This window comes from Burkholderia sp. BCC0097, from assembly GCF_902832985.1.
Lineage (GTDB): Bacteria > Pseudomonadota > Gammaproteobacteria > Burkholderiales > Burkholderiaceae > Burkholderia > Burkholderia orbicola.
This window is the reverse complement of the sequence record NZ_CADFDM010000006.1, coordinates 570,202-590,589: the sequence shown is the minus strand read 5'-3', so window position 1 is coordinate 590,589 and position 20,388 is coordinate 570,202. Positions and strand designations below refer to the sequence as shown.

The window sequence follows — 20,388 nt, the reverse complement described above, 5'->3', positions numbered from 1 at the left end:
ACGGCAAAAAACCGCAACCTTGAAACCGTTCGAATCCGCGTTTTACCCCCGGTTCTGCTGGCGCCATTACGCCGCCCATCCCCGGCTCCTTTACGCCGCCCCGCGACACCAACATCCCACCTACCCCCGCAGCGACTGGCCGAATTTCGGCCTCACCGACGTGGATCCACGGGAATACTGGTTCTGGGTGCTCCGCTTAGTCGGAGCTTTCGGCGAGGATACCGAAGGATAAGTTGCAAACCTGCCCTCGACGCTTGAGGGCATTTTTTTCAATCGGAAATGTGGAGCGGGTGAAGGGAATCGAACCCTCGTCGTAAGCTTGGAAGGCTTCAGCTCTACCATTGAGCTACACCCGCGGAAGCGGAATTCGCGGGCTTTGCCGCGAAAGCGCTCTTTTACTCTGCAGCGGGAATCAGAAAGCGATCGCGATTCTTCGCGTTTGCAATCCACTGCGGTGCCTTGCCCCGCCCGCTCCAGGTGGCTCCTGTCTTCGGATCCTGATACTTGGGTGCCACGGGAGCTCGCTCCCCAGACGCTGCAGCACGTCGGCGCCCAAACAGCTGCTCGGGCGTGATGCCGTACTCTGCGATCTGTTCGCGCATCGCTGCAATGACACTGTCGAGCTCTGCGAGACGTGCTTCTTCTGCTTGCTGTGCCAACGCATCAGCCTGCGCTTTCAATTCAAGATAAGTTGCCATGGAGATGGAAGAGAATCAGTTAAACAACGAACGAGTAGCCTAGTCGGCAAACTCGGTCCCGTCAACACGATTCCGGCATAATCACAAATACCGTCGGTTACGTTTTTCGCGTCCAAAGGTACGCCGGCACGACGCACACACGATAACCAGTCAGTCGATTGAGAGCGACTAGAAAATGGAACAAGCGATGAGCGCAACTACCACCTCACTCGAAGCCGTCGTGGACAACATTTCCTCGAAGCTGCGCGACGAGATCAGGCTGCTCGTCGACGCAAAATACGAAGTCGACGAGCTCGCATGCCGCAGTGCGGCCGGTCGGCGTCTCATTGAACCGTTCCACGACGGTGCCTACGGCCCACGGATCGGAGCTTCTTTTTTCAGAACCGTCTTTCCGTTCAGCAATCTCGAACCGTGCGGCGATTCGTTTAGCGCGCTTGCGCCTGTTTCGCAGACGATCGGCGCGAGCTGGCGATGGACTACCTCCTCTGTCCCTGAGAACGAGCGACCGGCTCTGCTGGCCAGGTTGCAAGACCCGGCTCGCGCGACGGCAGAAGGCTACGATCGAGCCGAGTTCATCTGGATCAAACCGCTCGGTCTATTTCTGGCGCACGAGGGCAAGAATCGCGTGGGATTCTTCCGCGATATGGGTGCGCAATGGATCCCGGCGCACGTTGCGCCGTACGATTACCCGGCCGCCGATCGCCTCGCGACCTACGCGGCGAAGCACGCGCATCAGACCATGTATTGGGCCGTGCTAGACGGCCAACTGCTAGCACCGATCAACCATCCTGCCTGGGCGCTGCCGATCCTGCGGGCCTACGGTGTGGCGGAACATCATCGGTGGCCGCACGAGTTCCCTGCGGTCGACGTAGTCACTGCAGCGCTTACCGAACGCCTGGTCAATCCGGTCTCCAGTCGGCCGGCACCGCTCGACTTGGAGTTGGTCCGCGAGAAAGAGGAATACGAATCGGAAGAGATTCCGTGCTCGATCCTCGACATCGACGCGCTCTCCGCACCATGGTTCTTTCTGAAGGTAATGTTCGGCGTCAGCATCATCGCGATCATGTTGATCTGCATCATGCCGGCAGACTGGTCGAATCTGCGCATCGCGGCCGGAGTCGTCGCCGGCTTGGGTTTCGGCGGCTTGCTAACACCAGGCGTCAAGCTGCTTCGTGCGCCGCGACGGCTCGTCGATCCCTACGCGTCGCTACGCAAATTCTCGCCGCTCGAGCGTAAGGCAGCGGGGATCCGGTGACGTACAACCAAGCCGGCATGGCCGGCCACTTTTCTAACACAGTGTCGAGCTATGCCGATCAAATTGACGCACGAAACAGCGCCGTACATTGCGCGCGCCATCGTCGAATCCGGGTCGTTTATCGGCGGACCGATCCTCGGTGACGCAGGCATGAACGCCTACATTGATGGTGGCCTCTACAACCGCGACTAGGCCGAGCGAACCGGCGCTACCCTGGAATTCGAATGGACTGGACCGGTTTCCGCTGCGCCGGCGAGAGGTGTGCATGAGCCGGATGTGCTGTATGACGAGCGGCCGCACCGCGCGTTCATCGTCGTTTGTACACGCAAGCATCTTCGAGTCACTGGCGTGCGGTTCCGGTCGGGCCTCTCGTGGCGAGACGCGGTTTACGTGCCATCGAAGCCGACCGCGGCCGCCAGCCTTTCGCCAGCGGCTTGGCTCGCGTGGGCCCGAACGTGGCAGCCAGGGTGGTTGGACAACCAGGCGGCCGAACTCGAAAGCGCAATGTTGGCTCGCCTGGCGAGCAAGCCTTCCGTGTCGATCGTGCCGCCGGCGGATTGCCCCTACCTTTTCATCTTGCGCAATCGCGACCTGATCTAACAGTTGTTTTCATTGTCTCTGATCGATTTTCCGATGAATCGATTAATCTGATACCCGTTCGTTTGAAAAGTCGTTATTCAAGGCCCTATGCCAGACGTCAAGAAAGTCCCGTATTACCAACTGGAGTCCGGAGTTCTATATTCCAGCAAACGGTGGAAATGTTACTCTGGCGTGGTCGGATGCGTTCCCATCGACACGCAGCAAAAAATCTCGTTCGATAGACTTGCGCCGAACGAGCCGCCGTCACCGCCACCATCGAAGGCAGCCGCTCCTCTCGCGCCACAGAAGCCGCCTGCTCCAGCACCGGCCAAGCCGCCCGCCAAGCCACAACCGAGTGATAAGCCCCAAGACGCCGAGCAAGCGAACAAGCTGCCTGAGTTCGATCTGCAGGACATTCCCAAAGCGATGGACAAGATGGGCTGGCCGATCTCGGCCAAGCTTGCGCGAGAGTGGTTTGCAAGCCCTAAGCACGCCTATAACGACCAGCTCAACTCGGTGCAGCCGATCGACGACAGGACAGTCTCTCTGGAATGGGCGTTGCGGTTTCGCGGAGCACTTGAGCGTTTCAATCAACTCGTCCGACAAGCGATTTACACTCCGAATGCTGCTACATCGGCGAGGAATACGCTGACGCCCGTGATCGAGAAGAGTTTCGCGGCCGGACAAATGAACGCGGCAGGTATCGTGATCGACACTACGCCGTTTCTGACGGATCTGCTTCAGTTTCATGTCGCCTGGAGATTTCAGTACCAGTCAGTATCATCCGTCGACACACTCGACGGTACGGCGTTGACCGATCTAACCGGCGCACTGGCAAACTTCAACTTCTACGCTGCTGTTGGGAAGGCGACCGTTACCGGCGAGCGTTACTACAAGTACGAAGGCAAGAACAAAATATTCTGTCTCGAACCGGTTGCACAGATTACCCACATCTATGTCTACATCAAGGATAGCTATTCATTTAACGATGATTCGCCTTCCAAGAGCCAGTATCTTGGCCACTGGAACAAGAACGGAATGGTGCTGTCGTACGTCGCTGCAGCCAACGATTTCTTCAAGAGCAGCAACTTGAATGTCGGAAATTCAACCATCGAAAAGTGGCACTATCTTCCTGAAGGCGAAGAGGTCAACAAACCGATCGACAAACGGACAAGTCTCTTTCGGAAATTTATGGCGAAGGATGTGTACTGGCCAGTGCACAACAAGACATATCGCGAGTGGAGAGCGGCACACAATCGTGGCGGTGACTTTATGGTTTACAGTAGACCCAAACTCGTGAAACTGGACAACCCGATTGTTTTGAAACTTGATACCGTATGCAGACCCATCCCGGCGGAACAATGAAGATGATCCGCCTCATCCTCAGAGCGATCTTGGTAGTCGGGGCCGTGGCCTTGGTTGCCGCCATCGTGTGGCCGTTCCTGCCGCCTGGCGCCACGAACGCGATCGCGATTTTCGCGCTCAAGAACGGCAAGACCGCGATCTTCATCGTCACCGCGGTCATCTTTGCAGCCTACTTCTACTGGCTTCTTCGAAATATCGCCCATTTCGGCCGAGCGAAGCGCGCGGGACTGGCGATCGTGACACTTGGCTTATTGGCCTGCCTCGCGCTCATCAGTTTAGGCGGGGTCACGACAGACGACACCGATTGTCAGCGCTTCAACTACAACGCCAAGATGAATGGTGGAATCAAACAGGTCGACGGCACGACCTACATCGTCAACATCTGCGGAAGTGGTGCGCGCAGTCATGGATTTTTTGCAGATCAGAACGAGCAGGTCAAACTCGTCATCACCGATGCGAATGGCTCGACGCTCGCCACGCGCTTATTTTTCGTTTTTTGGGACGGCCGGCCGGGTGAAGACTCGATCAAGATCCGCGATGGCAAATTGATTTACTTCGACGCGTCCGATCAGTACGACAGCATGCGTTCGATCTCGCTGCCGCCCACCTTGATCGACTGGGTTGCCGCAAGAATTCCGATTTGGCTTCGCTGAGAGTAGCCGCCCGTACAGCCATCAAACGGCTCCGCCGTCCAATCCCACAAAAATCAGCCTCGGCGAAATATGCAGGTCACCAGAAAACATGTAATCGCGATCGCGCTTGTCTTGGTACTGGCGATTCCGGCTCTTGCGTTACGGAAGCCATACGAAGATTGCGAGAGCTATACGCAGGATCTTAACGGGGGAACGAAAGAGTTCGGTGGCAAGAAGTACAAGATCGAGCTATGTCGGGTGCCCCGCTCTTTTGCCGATGGTGACGAAATTCGACTCCGGGTGATGGGTCCGGCAGGAGACGTGCTGGCGGAGCGTTATTTTGCGGTGCGCACGCTCAACGATGCAGCACCCACGGAACTGCGGTACAGCGACGACAACATTTTCTACTACGACCAGTCGAAGTCGTCTCCGTTGCGCTTCATTGCCATGCCGCCTTCCCGGACGGACTGGTGGACGGCACGCATACCGTTGCTGCAACGACTGCTCGCGTTCTTTTCATAAGATCGGGAGACGCACTCAGCCGTCGCGTGTTAGCCGGGCATGGTACTTCGCCGCCTCGCGGCGCATCCGCGCCTCTTCCGGCGACACGTAGATCGACGTGGTGCCGAGCGACGCGTGGCCGAGCGTGCGCTGCACGACCTCGAGCGCGACGCCGGCGGCCAACATCTGCGTGCCGACCGTGTGCCGGAATGCATGGGGCGACGTGCTGGCCAGCTTGCGCCGTTCAGACTCAGTGAGATCCGACATCACCGCGAGCAGCTGCGCGATCGCCCATTGCGTGAGTCCGCGCGCGCCGCGCACCGAATAGCCGCCCCGCGCTGCGGCGCCGGCTACTGCTTCGTCAGTGTCGACGGGCTCGCCGAATTTCTCGCGGGCTCGCGGCGTCGGCGGGATGACCAACGGCGCCACCAGCGGCAACCCGGGCGGCTTCGCTGCGGCCGCCGCGTCGAGATCCTGGCCGCGATCGCGCCAGTGCGCGCGCAGCGCGTCGACGCACTCGTCGCTGATCGGCACGAAGCGTTGCTTGTTGCCCTTGCCGATCACCTCGAGCAACCAGCTGGCCGGCGTGTCGTCGTCCGCCGGCATCCAGACAAGCGCCGCACGCCTCGCCGCGGCCGCCTCAGCGATCCGCAGGCCACCATCCCCCATCAGCAGCAACAGCGCACGTGCTGTCCGCCAGCGCGGCCCGCTCGGCCCCTGCAGCTCGCTGCGTTCGGCCAGCGTCTCGCGTACGCGCGTCCAGAGGTCAAGCGGTAGTGCTCGCTCGACCTGCAGCTTGCGCACCCGCCTGACGACGCTGGGATCGGAGACGGCCGCCCAAGGGTTGCCGGCCAGATACCGCACCGCGACGAGCCACGTGAATGCCGCGCGAATCGCGCGCACCGCGTAGCGCTGGCTTTCCGGTGACAGGCCACCCGGCGCGAACGGCCGCCACTGGCTGCTCGTGCGCGCGACTGGCGGCCCCGTGAAGCGTTCGCCCGGCGCGGCGAGAAACGCCTTGTAGGCCTCGCAATCCTCAACCCGCATCGACGACAGCGCGACGCCGCGTTCCGCCACGCACCACAGCACGAGGCGCTCGAGCTCCTTCCTGTAGACCCGCTGCGTCGCGGGCCGGTCGTCGTAGCGATGCAGATAGGCCCGCACCGCATCGAGATCGTGCGCCGCGCCGAGATACGCGAACACGGGCGCGCGGTTCGCCCCGTGCGCGCCGGACAGCTCGACGGGCAGCGCCAGGCGCTCGAGCGGGGCCAGCTGCCCGGCGCCGGCGGTGACGCCCGCCGACGTCGGCGCGAGCGCGTCGCCGGCGTCGACGTCGGCCTCGACGGCTGCGCCGATCGACGACGCGTGGCGCCGCAACCAGGCGACCAGCACGCGGGCGCGGCCGACGCCGATGCGCGGTACCGATCGCCACCACTGCCCGCCGCGGCGGTTCGCCACCGAGTATCTCAACGCAGAAAGCATGATCTTCAACTACGCGAGTCGTCTGTCCGAAAGCTATACGGGCGGCCTCTGGCAATTCTTCGAGCTCGACAATGGCGGGTGCTACCTTGCCCCGATCACGTGCGCCGGTTCCAAGTTCAGTGGCCGCTCAACGGCGACGAGGGCGAGACGGGTGCCGACGCGTTCGGGATCGTCGTCACGTTGCTCGTGCTCTGTCACATTGCCGAAGTCACCGGCGACGATCGGTTCGTGGATCGCTATCATCGGCTGCTGGACTATGCATCGCAGCGCCCCGAGTCGGCCGAGATCTCGGCGGCAATCGATTGATGTTGTCGTCACTGCGCCCGGGCATCGTTATGCCCGGGCTTTCTCGTCTTCTCACGGAGGCATATGATGCTGGACTTCAAACAATTGAACGACCCTGAGCGCCGGGAGAAATGTCGTAAGGAACGCGAAGAGCAGGAAGCTAAAGCCGAAGCACACGAAAGGGCTTTGCGTCGCGAACTGAACATCTGCATTGAGGCGTTGGACTATCAGTTCTCCAACAGGACGAACGAAGTCTCGTTCGTAACTGCCAGTCGAGAATGAACAGCTACCTACCCTTGTCAGAAAAGCAGGAAAAGTGGCTGCTCGATATTGCGAAGCGTGTGCGTGACACACTCGATGGCGAGATCCAGAAGCTGGTCCAGCGCCATGCTGCAGGCGACACACTGGGCCAACTGTCACGGGGCGGCGCTATGGAGCCAATGCGGGGTCGGCATAAGGGCGCCACTTGAGGGGCGGCACATAGGCGCCAGTCCAAGGGCGGCGTAATGGCGCCACGTTAGGGGCGGCGCATAGGCGCCAGCAGCATCAGGGCGAGAACGCGGTTCGAACTTTCCGAGTCGGTACGCTCCGTTCTTTTTGAACGGAGCGTCCATGGCCAACAGGAGGTTCGAATTGTTTGAATACCGCCAAGTCCTTGTCCGCATGCGGCAAGGCGATTCTGACCGCGACATCGCGCGCGGCGGTTTGATGGGGCGCAAGAAGCTGACGACCGTGCGCCGCGAGGCTGAAGCGCGTAGTTGGCTGGATCCGGTGCAGCCGCTGCCGGACGACGCTACGATCGCGGGTGTCTTCGGGCGCACGCCGCACCTGCCGCACACCTGTGTGTCGACGGTTGAGCCATATCGCGAACAGGTCCGCGAATGGCTTGCCGCCGGCGTTCAGGGCACCACGATCCATGCCGCCCTTCAACGCAATCATGGCTACGCCGGCAGCTATTGTGCCGTGAAGCGCATGCTGCGCCATCTGGCTGCCGAGCGCAGCGTGGCCACCACAACGATCCTCGACTTCGCACCGGCCGACGCCGCGCAGGTCGACTTCGGCGCGGGACCCGTGCTGACGGTCGAGGGCATTGCGGTCCGGACGTGGATCTTCGTGATGACGTTGTGCTGGTCGCGCCACCAGTATGCCGAGATCGTGCTGGACCAGACCGTCGAGACGTGGCTCGCCAGCCACCGGCGCGCCTTCGAATGGTTCGGCGGCTGTCCCGACCGGGTCATCATCGATAACGCGAAGTGCGCGATCATCCGGGCGTGTCGATACGAGCCGGCGGTGCAACGCTCGTACGCCGCGCTTGCCGAGGGATATGGATTCCGGATCGACGCCTGTCCGCCGCACGATCCCCAGAAGAAGGGCGTCGTCGAATCGGGCGTCAAATACGTCAAGAAGTCCTTCGTGCCGCTGCGCGAGTTCCGGGATCTGGCCGACGCCAACCGGCAACTGCGCGAATGGGTGATGCAGCAGGCCGGCACTCGTATCCACGGCACCGTCCACGAACGGCCGCTGACGCGCTTCGGCGTCGAGCGCCCGTTGCTCGCTGCATTGCCGGACGTGCCGCCGGTACTGTCGGTCTGGAAGGAGGTGGCGGTCCATCGCGACGGCCACGTCGTCTACAAGCACGCGCTGTACTCTGCACCGTTCACGCTCGTCGGCAAGTCGCTCTGGCTGAAGGCGACCGATACGGTCATCCAGCTGTTCCATCGGCATGAACTCGTCGCAACCCATCCGCGGCAGCGGGCCGGCGGTCGCCACACGGTGCGAGATCACCAGCCGCCCGAAGCGCAGGCCTGGCTCGAGCACGATCCGCAGTGGTGTCTGGCGCGCGCGAAGGAGATCGGGCCGTCGTGCCACGGCGTGATCCTCGCGCTGTTCAACGACAAGGTGCTCGTCAACCTGCGCGGCGCGCAGGGGATCATCCGGCTGCGACAGAAAGTCGGCGATCAGAGGCTGGAAGCAGCCTGCGAGCGTGCGCTCGCGTTCAGCAGCGCGAAGTACAGCACCATCAAGGGCATCCTCGACAAAGGCCTGGACAGCGAACCGGTGCCGCGTCCCGCGTCGGCCCCGACTGGCGCTTACCAGAACGGCGGCCGCTTCGGCCGTGATCTCCAATCCCTGCTGATCCACTGACACCATGAACCCGAGTCCCGAATTGAATTCCATCCTCAAACAGCTGCGCCTGTCCGGCATCCTCGACTCGCTTGAGCAGCGCAACCGTCAGGCGATCGACGGGCAGCTCGCCTATACCGAGTTCCTTGCCATGCTGCTGCACGACGAGGTTGCCCGTCGCGAACACAAGAAGCTCGGCACCCGTCTGCTGCGCGCCGGCTTCGCGATGGGCAAGACGCTCGAGACGTTCGACTTCGACCGGCTGCCTACGTTGAACCGCTCACACGTTCATGATCTCGCGACAGGCCGGTATCTCGACGAGAAGGTCGCGATCCTGATCGCCGGTCCAACCGGCACCGGCAAAAGCCACTTGGCCCAGGCGCTGGGCCACTGCGCCGCCCGCCAAGGCCGCGATGTGCTGTTCATCTCGCAGACCGAGCTGCTCAAGCGATTGAACGCCGCGCGCGCCACCGGCGCCTATGACCGCAAGTTCCAGCAGTACGCCCGGGTGCCGCTGCTGATCGTCGATGACTTCGCGCTCAAACCGCTACGTACCCCGCAGGACGAGGACTTCCACGATCTCGTCGCGGCCCGCTACGAGCACGCGGCGACCATCCTGACGTCGAATCTCGACTTCGGTGAATGGGGCGCCGCGTTCCCCGACAACCGCATCCTCGGCACCGCCACACTCGACCGACTACGCCACGGCGCCTACCGGCTCGTCCTCGAGGGCGACAGTTACCGCACCCCGAAACCGATGCCAGATCCCCCTCAAAATGCAGTTGCCAAAAACGGCAAAAAACCGCAACCTTGAAACCGTTCGAATCCGCGTTTTACCCCCGGTTCTGCTGGCGCCATTACGCCGCCCATCCCCGGCTCCTTTACGCCGCCCCGCGACACCGCATGAAGCTCTTCAACTCCTTTGCGGAAACTGGCTATCACACCACCATCGTGACGACGTTCGGCGTGGACTTCGCCGCCTACGAGTCGATCGCGCTGCCGCGCTTACGCGAGGCGGGCAGCAGCAACAATGTTTTAGTCGCCGATGCGCGGATGGTCGCGCAGGCCATGGAAGGCGGCCTCCGGCGACCGCGGTTCGCTGGCCGCCGCTATTCGGTTGTCGGCATTCAGCCGGCTGGCGTCTTTCATCCGAAACTAGTCCTACAGCTCGGGAATGTGTCGGGACGGCTGATGGTCAGCTCCGCGAACATGACCGCGGCGGGCCTCGCGGGCAATCTCGAGGTCATCGGAGAGGTCAGGACCGATGAAACCGATCCGTCTGCTGTGCCGATCCTGCGGGCCGCACTCGACTACCTAGAGCGTTTGCTGCCTGACATGTCGGTGGCGCGGCGTCAGCTGGATTGGGCTTTGAAGCGAACGCGCTGGCTGGCGGAGGCAAAGCCAAGCGACGACACCGTGATGTCCGACGACGATGGCGTGCTGGCATTTATCGCCAGCGGTGGGAGGCGCGGCATCGGCGCGCGCTTCATTGAGCGGATCGGCGCGCGACGGGTCACGCGTTTCATTGCGGTCAGCCCGTACTGGGACGCGGATCTGGGCACGCTCGATCGCTTCAGGCATGAACTTACACCTGAGAGGACGGCCGTCCTCCTGCGCCCCGACACACGGCTCTTTCCCGTGCATCGATGGCGGAGTGGCGCGCACGTTAGCCTACACGACCTCAAGAACGTGAAGAGCGCAGGCTCGAGCCGTTTCGCGCACGCCAAGATTTTTATCGCCGAAACGGAGACGGCCGACTGCGTCCTATTCGGTAGCGCCAATTGCACGACGGCGGCCCTGGGTGCGGAAGAAGACGGTGTCAATGAAGAAGCGTGCTTGTATCGCGAGACCGCGCCGGGCGTGGCGGTCGAGTTGCTCGGGTTGGAGGGTGCGCTGACCGATGCGACGGCCATTTCACCGGACACGATCGCCTCATACCACCCTGCCGACGATATCCCCATGGCAGAGTTTCAGCGCCGCCTGCCAGGACGCTTCGAACTCGTCGGCGACCGGCTGTACTGGTGGCCGCCAGTTGGGCTGGATGCAACCCACGCGGAAATCGCGCTGTTCGACAGCACTGGCGCGCGCCTGACGGTTAGCCTTGAGCGCGTCGGAAGCGGTGCCGAACGTTTTTGCTATCGATGCCGCGCTGAATCAGTACCTCATTTCGCGCAAGTGAGCGCGGACGGCTTCGAGTCGTCGCTCGCTATCGTGACCGTCGAGCAAGCCCTCAAGGAAGCGCAACGCCGCTTTAGGAGCCGTGCCGTCGATAACGCGCTCGCGCTACTGGACGACGAGGATGCCATTGAGGGGCTGTGGCTGCTTGAAGTGATTCAGAAACTCCAAGCGGCGGAGCGCGAGGCCGGGGTCACAGTCGGAGGTCGGGTATCCGGTCACGAAAGAGAGGAGCGCGACCGGCAGGGTGAGAAGGATGAAAGCGTTTCGCACACGCTGAGTTACGAGCAGTTTATCGCTGGCCGCAGAAAGGCCGCTGACGGCGGAAACGATGCATTGGTCAGCCATCTGGCATCGTCGCATCAGGAGTCGGTGCGCGGGTTCCTAAATGCCCTCATCGGGCGTGGAAGGCTACCCGTTGAAACCGGCGACGAAGACGACGCGGCGGACCAGAACTGGTCGCTTGGCGATGAGACGGCGAACGGCGACGGCGCGCTCGATAACGACGAGAGGTTCGGCTCGGACGATTTGGTGCCGCCAATCAAAGTCGACGCCACCGCGCAGCGTTTGCGACGTCAGCGCCAGTACGTCAACGATACGCAGAAGAGTCTCATCGAAGCCGTTGAAGACTTCATCGAACTGCTCCAGAGCGAAGCCTCGAAGCGCGATCTAGATGTGGTGGACCTACTGCGTTTGCGTGCGCTGCTCGTCGTGGTGTTGGGCGCCGGCAGCCGCAAATCCAACTTGATGCCCGGGGATACCAATGCGAAGGTGTCGCGGCAGCAAGTGCTGCCGAGTGCGGGCGATGCAAGCTGGCAGCGACGTGTCACCCGGCTGCTCTACGAGCTGTTCCGCACGAGGAGCAGTGGACAGCCATTGATTGCGCGGGTTGTCGTAGATCCCGGGCTCGGCGGCGGTCTGCCTGAGGATGTGCTCGAGTGCTGGGCGACGTGCTTCTGGGCCCTGTGCGCAATGCGTGTTTTTGTTAGTGACGAGGGCATCCCGGTACAGAACGGGCCCCGAGAGGATCGATTGGCTGCGGCCCTCTATCGCTTCGCCTCTCTGCTGCCAGAAGAAGCAATTGGCGATGCTGTGAGGGAGGTCTTCGCAGGCATGTCCCATCGTTACGGAGCGCGCCTCGGTGTAAACGAAGCGGCGGTGCTTGAGGAGCATGCTCGCCTTTGCACACAAGCGCGGGAGATGGCTTAATTTGCGTTAAGACCAAGGGAACTAGTGAGAATTGTTCGCGCGCGACACGTCAGTATTGCTTCAGCAGGGCGAGGACCTACGAAGACTAAGTGCGGTCGCCTAGAATGTTATCGGGTACCAGCCCAAGTGGTGATGGCGTAATCTCGATCCGTTTCTGTGAAGTTGAGTCTAGCCATGAGCAAGAGGACAACGATATTCCTCGACATCGATGGAGTCCTACATCCAAATTCTGTGGGCGAGCTCGAATACGGGCCCAACGGACCGGTGGTAGTCGGACAGGGAGTTTGTTCGCTGCAGACCAAGCTGGCCGAACGGGTGAGCGGGAAAGCTGTCGACATCGCAATCCACAGCACCTGGATCTATATGTTCGACCTCAAATGCTTGCAAAATGAGTATCTGCGCGAGCTGAGCGCAGCTACCAAAATTTATCTCACGAACCGACGTATCGAGAGCCGCTCTCTACGGATAACGGACTATATGCGAAGGCGTCGACTGACGTTAGCCGATGTCCTGATTCTGGACGATGCCCCCAAGGAATTCGCGTCCACGCCGGAATTACTATCTCGCCTCGTGGTATGCGATCCGGCCCGTGGAATAGACGATCCCGCCATACTTCAACAGATTGACGAGTTCGTTTCCTAAGCGATAATGATCGATGTCAGTCTGAGCCGGACTTCGCAGGATGCGTAGACTCTGGTCCATCTTGCATCGCGTAATGCAGAGCGCGGGCATCGTGTAGCGCATGGTGGCGACCGCCGAACTGGTTGTAGTACGACTCCAACCGAACCTGGTCGATCTGGTCACGTATGAGAAGCCCCTGCCATCCACTCGGTACGCCATCGAGGAGATCTACAAGAAGATCCCAGTCTCCTGCGAAGTCCACGCAGAAGATGCCGCCTTTGAATGGGCGCAACCACTCGTGAAGCGCCAGCTGGAGATCTTGGCGAGAGAACACGCGGTCCGGATATCGACCTAGCTGCGGCAGTACCGCTTCATGGACAAATGCACTGCAGGCGCGTCGATCGAAGTCGTTGCACTCGGCGTAGAACTCCTGGCCATCGTCGGCGACCAACGCAACGCTGATTAGATTGCAGTCGATGAAGTCGGTGAACTCTGTATCAAGAAAAATTCGCATTGTCCCACCCTCGGTGTTGACCACCGGATTGGTAACGATATGAGGACGACGTTTCGCGTTCGCCATGTAGGCTCGCGTTACTCTATCGGCGCGCGCGTAAGCCGCGACTCGACGATCGAGGCAAACTCAACAATCGAAAACCCGAGCCCTCTGCACAGCGCGACAACGGTGTCGAGCGTTGGCGAACGGCGACCCTGCTCCAAGAGTGAGATGTACGTTCGGTCTAGGTTCACAGCAAACGCCAGCGTTTCTTGCGTGAGATGTTGGGATGTTCGGAGCATCCGCAGCGTGAGGCCGAATGCGACATTATGATTGCCGCGAGCTGAATAGGTGTCTGACTTGAGACGATAAGGGGCATCGCTTTGCGGAGCACTGCTTTGCATTTTATCAAGATCGATACGTTTGATTTTCATCGGATTTGAAATTGTAGGTCCAATTCTTAACTGCATGAACCGTCGCCGGGCGAGCTCACCCGGTGAAGGTTCATGCTCTCGCCGGTTCCTCCAGTAGCACGCGGCTACTTGTTAAGTAGCAGAGACGTCAGCTACGCGATAAAAATATTGCCGTGAGCGATCCACGGAGGGCCCCGTGATCGCGTCGACTCCCCGTTCGCTGAGGCGGCGCAGAGCCGCCTTCGGAGAGATGTTCCAACGTTTGGCAATATCGACCAGTGAGATGTAAGTTGATCGGAACTTCACAACGTCATCTTTAGTGACCAGATCTATCGCTCGGCCATTGACCCGATACACGTCGTGAGGCAAAAGACCGGATCGGATCAGGTGATACGCAACTTCCTCCTTTATTGAAAGCACCTGTGCGACTACCTGGGCACTCATCGTCGATGGTGGAAGACGCTTCGCGTCGCAGATAACCAAGCGGACGTCGTCCTTGTGCACCAGATATGCTCCAATTCCGCGGACGCCTGCGGCCTTCCCGAACGAACGTACTGCCCCGCTAAGCAGCGACTCGATGACCCTCAAGAACACCGCGTTGTCTCTACACATGTGGCGGAGTACATGTCTGAGCAGCAGAGTCTCCTCGGGCGAATGGCCCGCGCGGTTGCATGCTGGAAGATCAAGCAGGCGGCGTACTTCGTGCACGGATATAGACCACTTGCTCCTATGATAATTTGGAGCTTCCCCGATCAAGCCAGCGTTCAGCAAGATGCGAATTCGGCGGCGGCTTATGCCAAGCAGTTCGCTAGTTGCGTGTAGATCGATGACATCGCGAAGAGCGGCCCTCGTCTGTGAAACACTGTTCGCGTCCGCGACAGCAAAGCGTCGTCCAATCGGACTACGAAGAATGTGGGCATGGAGTCGGCCGGTCGAAATCAGCCGCCAGATCATGTTGCTCGAGCACCCCAATTCTCGGCGAATCTCGGATGCGGATAGCACGGTATGCCACTCTCGCTTGCTAAATGCCCGATGCCGTCCGTCGATGGCCCCATACCAGTGGCCATCGAGATGTGCTTCGAACTCTCGCTTCATGAAATCGAATTCATTGCCTGCGAGCGTCTTGTAAAGTAAGCGATAAAGACCGGAGTATTTTCGACGAATGCTCGTTTCTGTCGTGGTCCTCTCATCGTACTTGGTCATCATCGTCCGGAAGCTATCTGGCCAGTGCAGCATTAGTTGAGCGCATTGACCTAGATAGTCTGCGGCCGTGGCCAAATTTTGAAGCCCGGGGGTCCGGCCATGAGGATGCGTATGGAGAGCAGATATGTGCGGTGCCAATGCATGGAGCAGGCGCAAGAGTTGCGTCTGTGAAAGGCGTGCAAAAGGCTGCACAAGACGGCGCGACGCTCGTTGCTCAGAACTGGCTAGCTGCCTCGAGCCGTTACCGCTGCACCATTGCATTAACGTCGTATGCGTTTCCGGTGCTCGCTCCATTGTCATCTCGGAAAACCTCCGACCACACATGCACTGTATGTAGGACCCGCTCCTCCACGTCGACACCTTGCCGCATGCGTCGCACGACTCTCTTAGCATCGAGTTGTGTGCTGGGCATGCTACGAAAACGCTTAGCGACCATGCTGACCGCATGTAGTGGCTCTCGGCTAGGCATGCTGGGCACCAGCGCATACGAGTTCTATTGAGCCAGGACTCCTTTTCAGGCGAAGCGGTGTTGCCTTCCCGTTTAATCCATGAAGGCCACGGCTCCGGCAGGCAATTCAGTTGTTTGGCCGAAACGAGGGTTAATTTGGTAAGATCATTGATAGTGACGGGATTTTTTTGAAGCAGGTTCCTGACGAAGTCGAAGCTTCCCGAGTATCCATTGATACCCAGGAGCCGGCGCAGATACTCGGTGAGGCTTTCGTCTTTGTGAGGGGGATCGCGGAGTAAGAGAGGGGCGAGGCTCATCTCGCCTCCCTTCTCGACCGGCGGCTCGTCTTCGGTTTCACACCAATGCTCTCCGCTGCAAAGGGTTCTAGCCGTTTGTCTAAGCGACGACGACAGAAGTCCTTGTTGAACGGATTGAGTTGACCATAGCCCGCATCCCAAATTTGGGCGACGAAAGATTGCTCTAGGATGGATTCCGAAACTATTGTCGAATCGGAGCGGAATGCAAGCATTAGCGCGCGTTGAAATAGCGCAACTAGATAGCCGATCCTACCGTCAGTCGCGTAGTACAGTCGCTCGAGTGCCTCATATGATGATGGCCGTAGTGCGCATTGAATTGGTAGCGCGTCGAATAGAGTTGACACAAGAGTCATGAATTCTTGAACTCGTGTCTCGTTGTCGAAGGTCATCGGATTCATGGGCAGTGCGGCCGAAAATCGACGTCGAAGCTGCCCGTTCGTGGTGACAAGTACTTCAGCGCGGCGAATACCGACAAGAACGACGGGCTTCGCGATTCGGTCCGCAAAGTTCTTGATCCAATCCCCCACCTTGTAGATCGTCGGTGACTGCCCTCGATCGTGAACATGCTGCAATTCGTCGAGTATGACCATATCGACCGAACATGCGTCAATTAGGGCGATCAATCGTTCGGTCTTCGACGAGTTGGTCCCTTTGGATGGGGCCGGGTCTCCAATTTTCGTCAGGAGACACTCGGCGACCGAGCTGATAGTCGCTAGTGCTGGGATAGAAGCATAGAGAACAGGTACGACGTCGCGGTGTGGTTCAGAGTAGCGCTGATTTTCACCCTCGACAACTTTGCATACCGTAGTTTTGCCACATCCAGTTTCACCGTATATAGCCATACATTCGACAAGCCCTGTTTTTCGGTACAAGGTCAGCGATTCCGATACGCTACGATAGGCTGTTTCGAATTGCGGAAACATAAGAGTTTCACGGCGAAACTGATTCAAGGCATCCAACTGCTTCGCAGACAAGGCTGAGATTTCCTTCATTTTTCCACCCGTTAGATGATGTTTCGCTGGATTCGATTTAGCTTTGCAGCGGAATCCAGGGTGTTGACTGGGGAGGTCGTCACGCGGGATTTCTCGGGGGGCGAGAGGCTCGGCGTCGCGTTGCCTGACGGTTTTTCGTTGCTCACCCCTAGCACCTTTGCTGCCTTTCGGCGCTGCTGGAGATGCTTCGAGTTTGCAAGGCCGGACAAGGCATCGGCAATTTCGATGCGTGCTTCCATTAGGCTCTTGGCTTGCTCGCCGTTTTCCTCTCTATCGCGGCAGTACTTCCGGATCATTTGGTGCTGCGCCAGGCGAAGTCCGTCGGCGTAGTCTGCTTGGACGGCCGGCACGCGAATTTTTTCTTGCCCGTCGGGCGCCCAGAGCCATATCGAGCCGAGATCTTCGGGGTCGTACGCAACCCGAACACGTACGCCTATGCCATATGTAGAGATGATCGGTAGTAGATCGTCGCTAGCGTAGTAAAGACCATTGAGTAACACACCGTCATGGCGCAGGCTACGCTTCTTGTAGATTCCAAGGTGCAAAGCGATTTCTTCGGACGACGCAGGAAGATTCTGAGATACGCCGGCGATTCCTTCTTCCCACTTTTTGCTCGGAGTAGTACCGATACCCTTGTGTACGGTTTGCGCGTAGACATCAAGAAGCCACTTCTCAAAGAGATGGGTGAATTCGGAAATTGTTAGAACCGTGCTGGTGAGTGGATCGTAGTCACCGCGAGCTGCGAAATGTGCGAGGCTGGTACCCGGCAATCTATGAGCAAAGGAATAATTGCAAGTCTTCAGAAAGCGCTCTATCACGCCCTTGAACCGAGGTTGCCTCTTTGGGCAAAACAACAACTGTATTTGTAAATCGAAGCAGGCGGCAGCCAGGGACTCACTGTGAAACTCTGCGCCGTTGTCGCATACCAGTACTTCGAACCGACCGTAACAAGGCCAAGGGTTCTGTACGGTCAGGTTTGGCACGACGGCTCTAGCTGGCTTCTTTGGGAGAAGTGCATGTCGGAGGGCTCGCATGACCGCCAACGTTGATGTGTCATCAAAGCTAATGTAATAGCCTAACGGCATTCGGCTGAAGACGTCGATCAGCAATGTCAAGGTTGGTCGACCGCACGGAAGCCACGTTTTTTCGTCCAAGAGAAACACATCGAATGGTGTATGGTCGATTTCTACCCGTTCAAGGACGCGGGAAACTTGTACACCTCGTCGAACTATTCGATATCGTCGATCAGCGGCAGGTTTTCCTTCATTGAGTATAGTGATGTCGTACTCAGGCACTCTGTCGAACAATCGATACAGAGTCCTAGTATCGGGAATCTGAAGATGCTCGTTTTCTGGGAGAAAGTGATTGGCGTGAGTGATTTTTTTAGAAAGGCGGTCCTCGACATTTTTCATCACCAGTTTGCGAGCGATGACTGCTTCCTCAACAATGCTTTCCATGAAGAGGTCGATAACTTTCTGGCCCGTTCGCGGTTTGCGCGGGCCTTTGAGGTCGTGTCGGGGTATTAGCCTTCGGGGATCGTTTGAGGTTCCAATCGCCTCGCACCAACGATAAATGGTTGTGGGACTCGGGGGTTTGTTATCGTTGATTGTCTGGGCTACTTGCAGTATGAGTGGTTGTAAAATTTTTGGTGTGTATGATGGGCGACCATTCGATAAAATGAGATCAACGTATGCTTTCCGCCGGAGTGCAGCTATTTGTACTGATTTTTTAAGCTCGCAAAACGGACGCCCATATCGGGAGCGCAAAGCGGCGTCGTCAGAAGGGGCATCTGCCTCGGCCAGACGTCGGGGTACGGCCACCACTCGTCCTTCCGCGTAGGCCTCTAAAATCTCCTGCTTTGTCTTACGGACCAGCTCCAACGTCTCGCAATTCTCAAGTGTGACAATTCCATTATTGAGTGTGCGTTCTATACGGAATTTCACGCCATCGATCTTAAAAATCTGTCCTTTCGTCAATGAGAAACCATTCATGCTTACTCTCCAAAGATATGTTGACGGGCGTGTCATGGCTGAGTGGACGATCGAGGGGGCATGTCGCATGCCCACGCATAAGAAGATCAACAACGGTACTTGAATCGAGAAGTTCGGTAAGTTGTCCTAATGTGATGAACTCGTGATGAGATATCGTCCTCAGGCTACGGCGAATCGTATCGTAGTCAACTGCGGAGAGTGGCGCGTCATATCGCAGGCGCCAGAGGTTGGTCAATCGTGGTTGCTTGCGAATGAGCTCGTCCGTTAGAACTATGAATGACAACCCGAGTCGATGCATGTGCTCTTCGATGCGATCGAATTTGTCACGGATCTCCGGGGCGGCCAGGCGACGCGCCGGCTTGATCTCGACCAGGAATTGCCTGCCGTCCGTCAGTTCGAGCTGATAGTCGGGTGTGTAAAGGCGGGTCCGATCTCCGTCGGGAAACGGGATGCGTATTGGCTGTTCATGATAGGCAGCAATCTGGGGGGACATTTCGAATAAGACACATGCATCTGCCTCCAGCAAGTGTTCATATCCGACCATTCGGTTATTTTTGCGACTCGGAAAGAGTCCACGTGGAATTCCGCCAGACCGCGTCACGATTCTGCGGACAGGTTCGTGGCCAGCGACCCATGGAAGTGGTGTCGAGTACCTCGCTTTCACTTCTGCTCCTTTTCAGACGTGAGCTGTCCCTCGACAACAAGAAGCTGTCGAAAATAGCGTCGGCAATTGGCGAACGCTATCCGCGACTCGACAGAATTTGTTCGAGTCGCGTGGGCAGCAGAATTGGGGGGAAAGGAGGGGCTTGACTCTGTGGCCGGAACAGAAGAGACTCTGCGGTGCGAACGACGGATCTCTATAGGTCCCGACCAAAGAGCGCTGCAGGCCCTTCCGGTCTGTGGCGCTTTTTCTTTACATGGTCCCTCCTTCAATCACATCGGCATTCTGTGGAGCGTCAGATTTACGGTTCCGCACTAGTGCCGCGTGAACGCTTGCGATTACCTCGACGTCTTCCGGGCTCAATCGCGGCAGGTCTTCCGCGATTGCCATGAACACGGCGTGCTTGCGGGGCGACAGCTCTTCCGGCAGGCGAAAAAATCGCTGCGATCTGCGCGCCACGTTGAACAACTGACGGACGCGATCACTGTCAAGCTCCAGAGCTCGACTGAGCATCTCCAGGAATGGCGAACTATCGGGCGTTCGCCGTCCAGTCTCTACTGCGCTGATATATGTGTCGTCTACGCCCATACGTGTCGCCAGCGTGGCCTGAGTTAGGCCAAGCTCGATGCGACGATCTCGAACGAAGTTTCCGAGGGCGGTCATTTGGTCGACTACATTTTGTGGATGCGGAAGTACCTTAGGATATCGATCGCTTTCTTCGCCTGCAATCGATGGATAACGCTTCGAGCGGAGGATGATGGGGTGATTCACATTCAGAATTCGCCTCGATAGAGACAAATTAAATGTTTGTTTTTTACCTCAATCTAAAGCAAAGTCTAGGATTTTCGTCGAAAAATTATTAATTTTGGTAGAGAAGGGCTGGTTTTCAGAATTGGAGCTTTTAGATCCCACTCGCAAAAAAGACGAGTGATGCTAAGAGGCTG

At 58.5% G+C, this 20,388-nt stretch carries 22 protein-coding genes and 1 tRNA gene; 13 read left to right on the top strand and 10 right to left on the bottom strand.

Annotation, left to right across the window (positions count from 1 at the left end; genetic code table 11):
* A partial coding sequence (locus tag HWX07_RS36850) for a hypothetical protein (RefSeq protein ID WP_208450664.1) occupies positions 1-232 on the top strand: 232 nt, incomplete at its 5' end.
* A gap of 50 nt (positions 233-282) precedes the next feature.
* On the opposite strand, the gene HWX07_RS23120 is transcribed toward HWX07_RS36850, so the two are convergent.
* Both HWX07_RS23120 and HWX07_RS23115 read right to left on the bottom strand, forming a co-directional pair.
* Positions 283-356: transfer RNA gene (locus tag HWX07_RS23120), tRNA-Gly, on the bottom strand.
* Positions 357-395: 39 nt separating this feature from the next.
* Positions 396-698, bottom strand: coding sequence for an H-NS histone family protein (locus HWX07_RS23115; protein ID WP_077187207.1), 303 nt, complete (start codon positions 696-698; stop codon positions 396-398).
* A 187-nt stretch (positions 699-885) separates the two neighbouring features.
* On the opposite strand from HWX07_RS23115, the gene HWX07_RS23110 reads away from it, so the two are divergent.
* The 6 genes from HWX07_RS23110 to HWX07_RS23085 all read left to right on the top strand — a co-directional run bounded on the left by HWX07_RS23110 (position 886) and on the right by HWX07_RS23085 (position 5,051).
* On the top strand, positions 886-1,953 hold the full coding sequence (locus tag HWX07_RS23110) for a hypothetical protein (RefSeq protein ID WP_048992704.1): 1,068 nt from the start codon (positions 886-888) through the stop codon (positions 1,951-1,953).
* Positions 1,954-2,004: 51 nt separating this feature from the next.
* Positions 2,005-2,145: a hypothetical protein gene (locus tag HWX07_RS23105; protein ID WP_153260041.1), complete on the top strand. Its 141-nt coding sequence runs from the start codon at positions 2,005-2,007 to the stop codon at positions 2,143-2,145.
* Between the two features lie 69 nt (positions 2,146-2,214).
* The gene (locus HWX07_RS23100; protein ID WP_143282317.1) at positions 2,215-2,553 is read left to right on the top strand and encodes a hypothetical protein; all 339 of its coding nucleotides are present in this window, start codon (positions 2,215-2,217) and stop codon (positions 2,551-2,553) included.
* Positions 2,554-2,640: 87 nt separating this feature from the next.
* Positions 2,641-3,897: a DUF6402 family protein gene (locus tag HWX07_RS23095; protein WP_027813803.1), complete on the top strand. Its 1,257-nt coding sequence runs from the start codon at positions 2,641-2,643 to the stop codon at positions 3,895-3,897.
* Positions 3,870-4,550: a hypothetical protein gene (locus tag HWX07_RS23090; RefSeq protein ID WP_027813802.1), complete on the top strand. Its 681-nt coding sequence runs from the start codon at positions 3,870-3,872 to the stop codon at positions 4,548-4,550. Before HWX07_RS23095 ends, HWX07_RS23090 begins: the two co-directional genes overlap by 28 nt.
* 69 nt (positions 4,551-4,619) lie before the next feature.
* Positions 4,620-5,051: a hypothetical protein gene (locus HWX07_RS23085; RefSeq protein ID WP_048985624.1), complete on the top strand. Its 432-nt coding sequence runs from the start codon at positions 4,620-4,622 to the stop codon at positions 5,049-5,051.
* Positions 5,052-5,066: 15 nt separating this feature from the next.
* On the opposite strand, the gene HWX07_RS23080 is transcribed toward HWX07_RS23085, so the two are convergent.
* Positions 5,067-6,512 (bottom strand): tyrosine-type recombinase/integrase, encoded by a 1,446-nt coding sequence (locus tag HWX07_RS23080; RefSeq protein ID WP_347879191.1) that lies wholly within the window; start codon positions 6,510-6,512, stop codon positions 5,067-5,069.
* 99 nt (positions 6,513-6,611) lie between these two features.
* Here HWX07_RS23080 and HWX07_RS37015 point away from each other — a divergent pair, with 99 nt between their 5' ends.
* The 6 genes from HWX07_RS37015 to HWX07_RS23050 all read left to right on the top strand — a co-directional run bounded on the left by HWX07_RS37015 (position 6,612) and on the right by HWX07_RS23050 (position 12,947).
* Entirely contained in the window at positions 6,612-6,818 is a 207-nt protein-coding gene (locus HWX07_RS37015) for an antirestriction protein (RefSeq protein ID WP_053093696.1), read from the top strand.
* A gap of 66 nt (positions 6,819-6,884) precedes the next feature.
* Positions 6,885-7,079, top strand: a complete 195-nt coding sequence (locus HWX07_RS23070) for a hypothetical protein (protein ID WP_143282279.1) — start codon at positions 6,885-6,887, stop codon at positions 7,077-7,079.
* A gap of 351 nt (positions 7,080-7,430) precedes the next feature.
* Positions 7,431-8,942, top strand: a complete 1,512-nt coding sequence (gene istA / locus HWX07_RS23065; RefSeq protein WP_027809980.1) for an IS21 family transposase — start codon at positions 7,431-7,433, stop codon at positions 8,940-8,942.
* Between the two features lie 4 nt (positions 8,943-8,946).
* Positions 8,947-9,735: an IS21-like element ISBmu1 family helper ATPase IstB gene (gene istB / locus HWX07_RS23060; protein WP_012213993.1), complete on the top strand. Its 789-nt coding sequence runs from the start codon at positions 8,947-8,949 to the stop codon at positions 9,733-9,735.
* A gap of 89 nt (positions 9,736-9,824) precedes the next feature.
* A complete protein-coding gene (locus HWX07_RS23055) occupies positions 9,825-12,305 on the top strand; it encodes a hypothetical protein (protein WP_175877794.1) in 2,481 nt (826 codons plus the stop codon).
* A gap of 174 nt (positions 12,306-12,479) precedes the next feature.
* Positions 12,480-12,947, top strand: a complete 468-nt coding sequence (locus tag HWX07_RS23050) for an HAD domain-containing protein (protein WP_175877793.1) — start codon at positions 12,480-12,482, stop codon at positions 12,945-12,947.
* Positions 12,948-12,963: 16 nt separating this feature from the next.
* Here the strand turns inward: HWX07_RS23050 and HWX07_RS23045 are convergent, their stop codons facing one another.
* From HWX07_RS23045 to HWX07_RS23015, 7 genes are all read right to left on the bottom strand, one after another.
* Positions 12,964-13,506, bottom strand: a complete 543-nt coding sequence (locus HWX07_RS23045; RefSeq protein WP_244130024.1) for a 3'-5' exoribonuclease — start codon at positions 13,504-13,506, stop codon at positions 12,964-12,966.
* An 11-nt stretch (positions 13,507-13,517) separates the two neighbouring features.
* Positions 13,518-13,853: a helix-turn-helix transcriptional regulator gene (locus HWX07_RS23040; protein ID WP_244130023.1), complete on the bottom strand. Its 336-nt coding sequence runs from the start codon at positions 13,851-13,853 to the stop codon at positions 13,518-13,520.
* A 111-nt stretch (positions 13,854-13,964) separates the two neighbouring features.
* Positions 13,965-15,038 carry a hypothetical protein gene (locus HWX07_RS37010; RefSeq protein WP_244130022.1) on the bottom strand — a complete coding sequence of 358 codons (1,074 nt, stop codon included), beginning with the start codon at positions 15,036-15,038 and terminating at the stop codon, positions 13,965-13,967.
* 758 nt (positions 15,039-15,796) lie between these two features.
* Positions 15,797-16,792 carry a TniB family NTP-binding protein gene (locus HWX07_RS23030; RefSeq protein ID WP_175877791.1) on the bottom strand — a complete coding sequence of 332 codons (996 nt, stop codon included), beginning with the start codon at positions 16,790-16,792 and terminating at the stop codon, positions 15,797-15,799.
* 11 nt (positions 16,793-16,803) lie between these two features.
* Positions 16,804-18,783, bottom strand: coding sequence for a Mu transposase C-terminal domain-containing protein (locus HWX07_RS23025; RefSeq protein ID WP_175877790.1), 1,980 nt, complete (start codon positions 18,781-18,783; stop codon positions 16,804-16,806).
* On the bottom strand, positions 18,746-19,309 hold the full coding sequence (locus HWX07_RS23020; protein ID WP_175877789.1) for a TnsA endonuclease N-terminal domain-containing protein: 564 nt from the start codon (positions 19,307-19,309) through the stop codon (positions 18,746-18,748). The genes HWX07_RS23025 and HWX07_RS23020 overlap by 38 nt, the downstream gene beginning before the upstream one ends.
* Positions 19,310-19,696: 387 nt before the next feature.
* Complete coding sequence (locus HWX07_RS23015) at positions 19,697-20,215, bottom strand: helix-turn-helix transcriptional regulator (protein WP_244130021.1); 519 nt, start codon at positions 20,213-20,215, stop codon at positions 19,697-19,699.
* Between the last annotated feature and the right edge of the window lie 173 nt (positions 20,216-20,388).

What these genes read in the sequence shown, in the direction of transcription:
- HWX07_RS23115 (WP_077187207.1), bottom strand. Translation starts at nt 698, where the DNA reads ATGGCAACTTATCTTGAATTGAAAGCGCAGGCTGATGCGTTGGCACAG.
- HWX07_RS23110 (WP_048992704.1), top strand. Translation starts at nt 886, where the DNA reads ATGAGCGCAACTACCACCTCACTCGAAGCCGTCGTGGACAACATTTCC.
- HWX07_RS23105 (WP_153260041.1), top strand. Translation starts at nt 2,005, where the DNA reads ATGCCGATCAAATTGACGCACGAAACAGCGCCGTACATTGCGCGCGCC.
- HWX07_RS23095 (WP_027813803.1), top strand. Translation starts at nt 2,641, where the DNA reads ATGCCAGACGTCAAGAAAGTCCCGTATTACCAACTGGAGTCCGGAGTT.
- HWX07_RS23090 (WP_027813802.1), top strand. Translation starts at nt 3,870, where the DNA reads ATGCAGACCCATCCCGGCGGAACAATGAAGATGATCCGCCTCATCCTC.
- HWX07_RS23085 (WP_048985624.1), top strand. Translation starts at nt 4,620, where the DNA reads ATGCAGGTCACCAGAAAACATGTAATCGCGATCGCGCTTGTCTTGGTA.
- HWX07_RS23080 (WP_347879191.1), bottom strand. Translation starts at nt 6,512, where the DNA reads ATGCTTTCTGCGTTGAGATACTCGGTGGCGAACCGCCGCGGCGGGCAG.
- HWX07_RS23070 (WP_143282279.1), top strand. Translation starts at nt 6,885, where the DNA reads ATGCTGGACTTCAAACAATTGAACGACCCTGAGCGCCGGGAGAAATGT.
- istB (WP_012213993.1), top strand. Translation starts at nt 8,947, where the DNA reads ATGAACCCGAGTCCCGAATTGAATTCCATCCTCAAACAGCTGCGCCTG.
- HWX07_RS23055 (WP_175877794.1), top strand. Translation starts at nt 9,825, where the DNA reads ATGAAGCTCTTCAACTCCTTTGCGGAAACTGGCTATCACACCACCATC.
- HWX07_RS23050 (WP_175877793.1), top strand. Translation starts at nt 12,480, where the DNA reads ATGAGCAAGAGGACAACGATATTCCTCGACATCGATGGAGTCCTACAT.
- HWX07_RS23045 (WP_244130024.1), bottom strand. Translation starts at nt 13,506, where the DNA reads ATGGCGAACGCGAAACGTCGTCCTCATATCGTTACCAATCCGGTGGTC.
- HWX07_RS23040 (WP_244130023.1), bottom strand. Translation starts at nt 13,853, where the DNA reads ATGAAAATCAAACGTATCGATCTTGATAAAATGCAAAGCAGTGCTCCG.
- HWX07_RS37010 (WP_244130022.1), bottom strand. Translation starts at nt 15,038, where the DNA reads ATGATGACCAAGTACGATGAGAGGACCACGACAGAAACGAGCATTCGT.
- HWX07_RS23030 (WP_175877791.1), bottom strand. Translation starts at nt 16,792, where the DNA reads ATGAAGGAAATCTCAGCCTTGTCTGCGAAGCAGTTGGATGCCTTGAAT.
- HWX07_RS23025 (WP_175877790.1), bottom strand. Translation starts at nt 18,783, where the DNA reads ATGAATGGTTTCTCATTGACGAAAGGACAGATTTTTAAGATCGATGGC.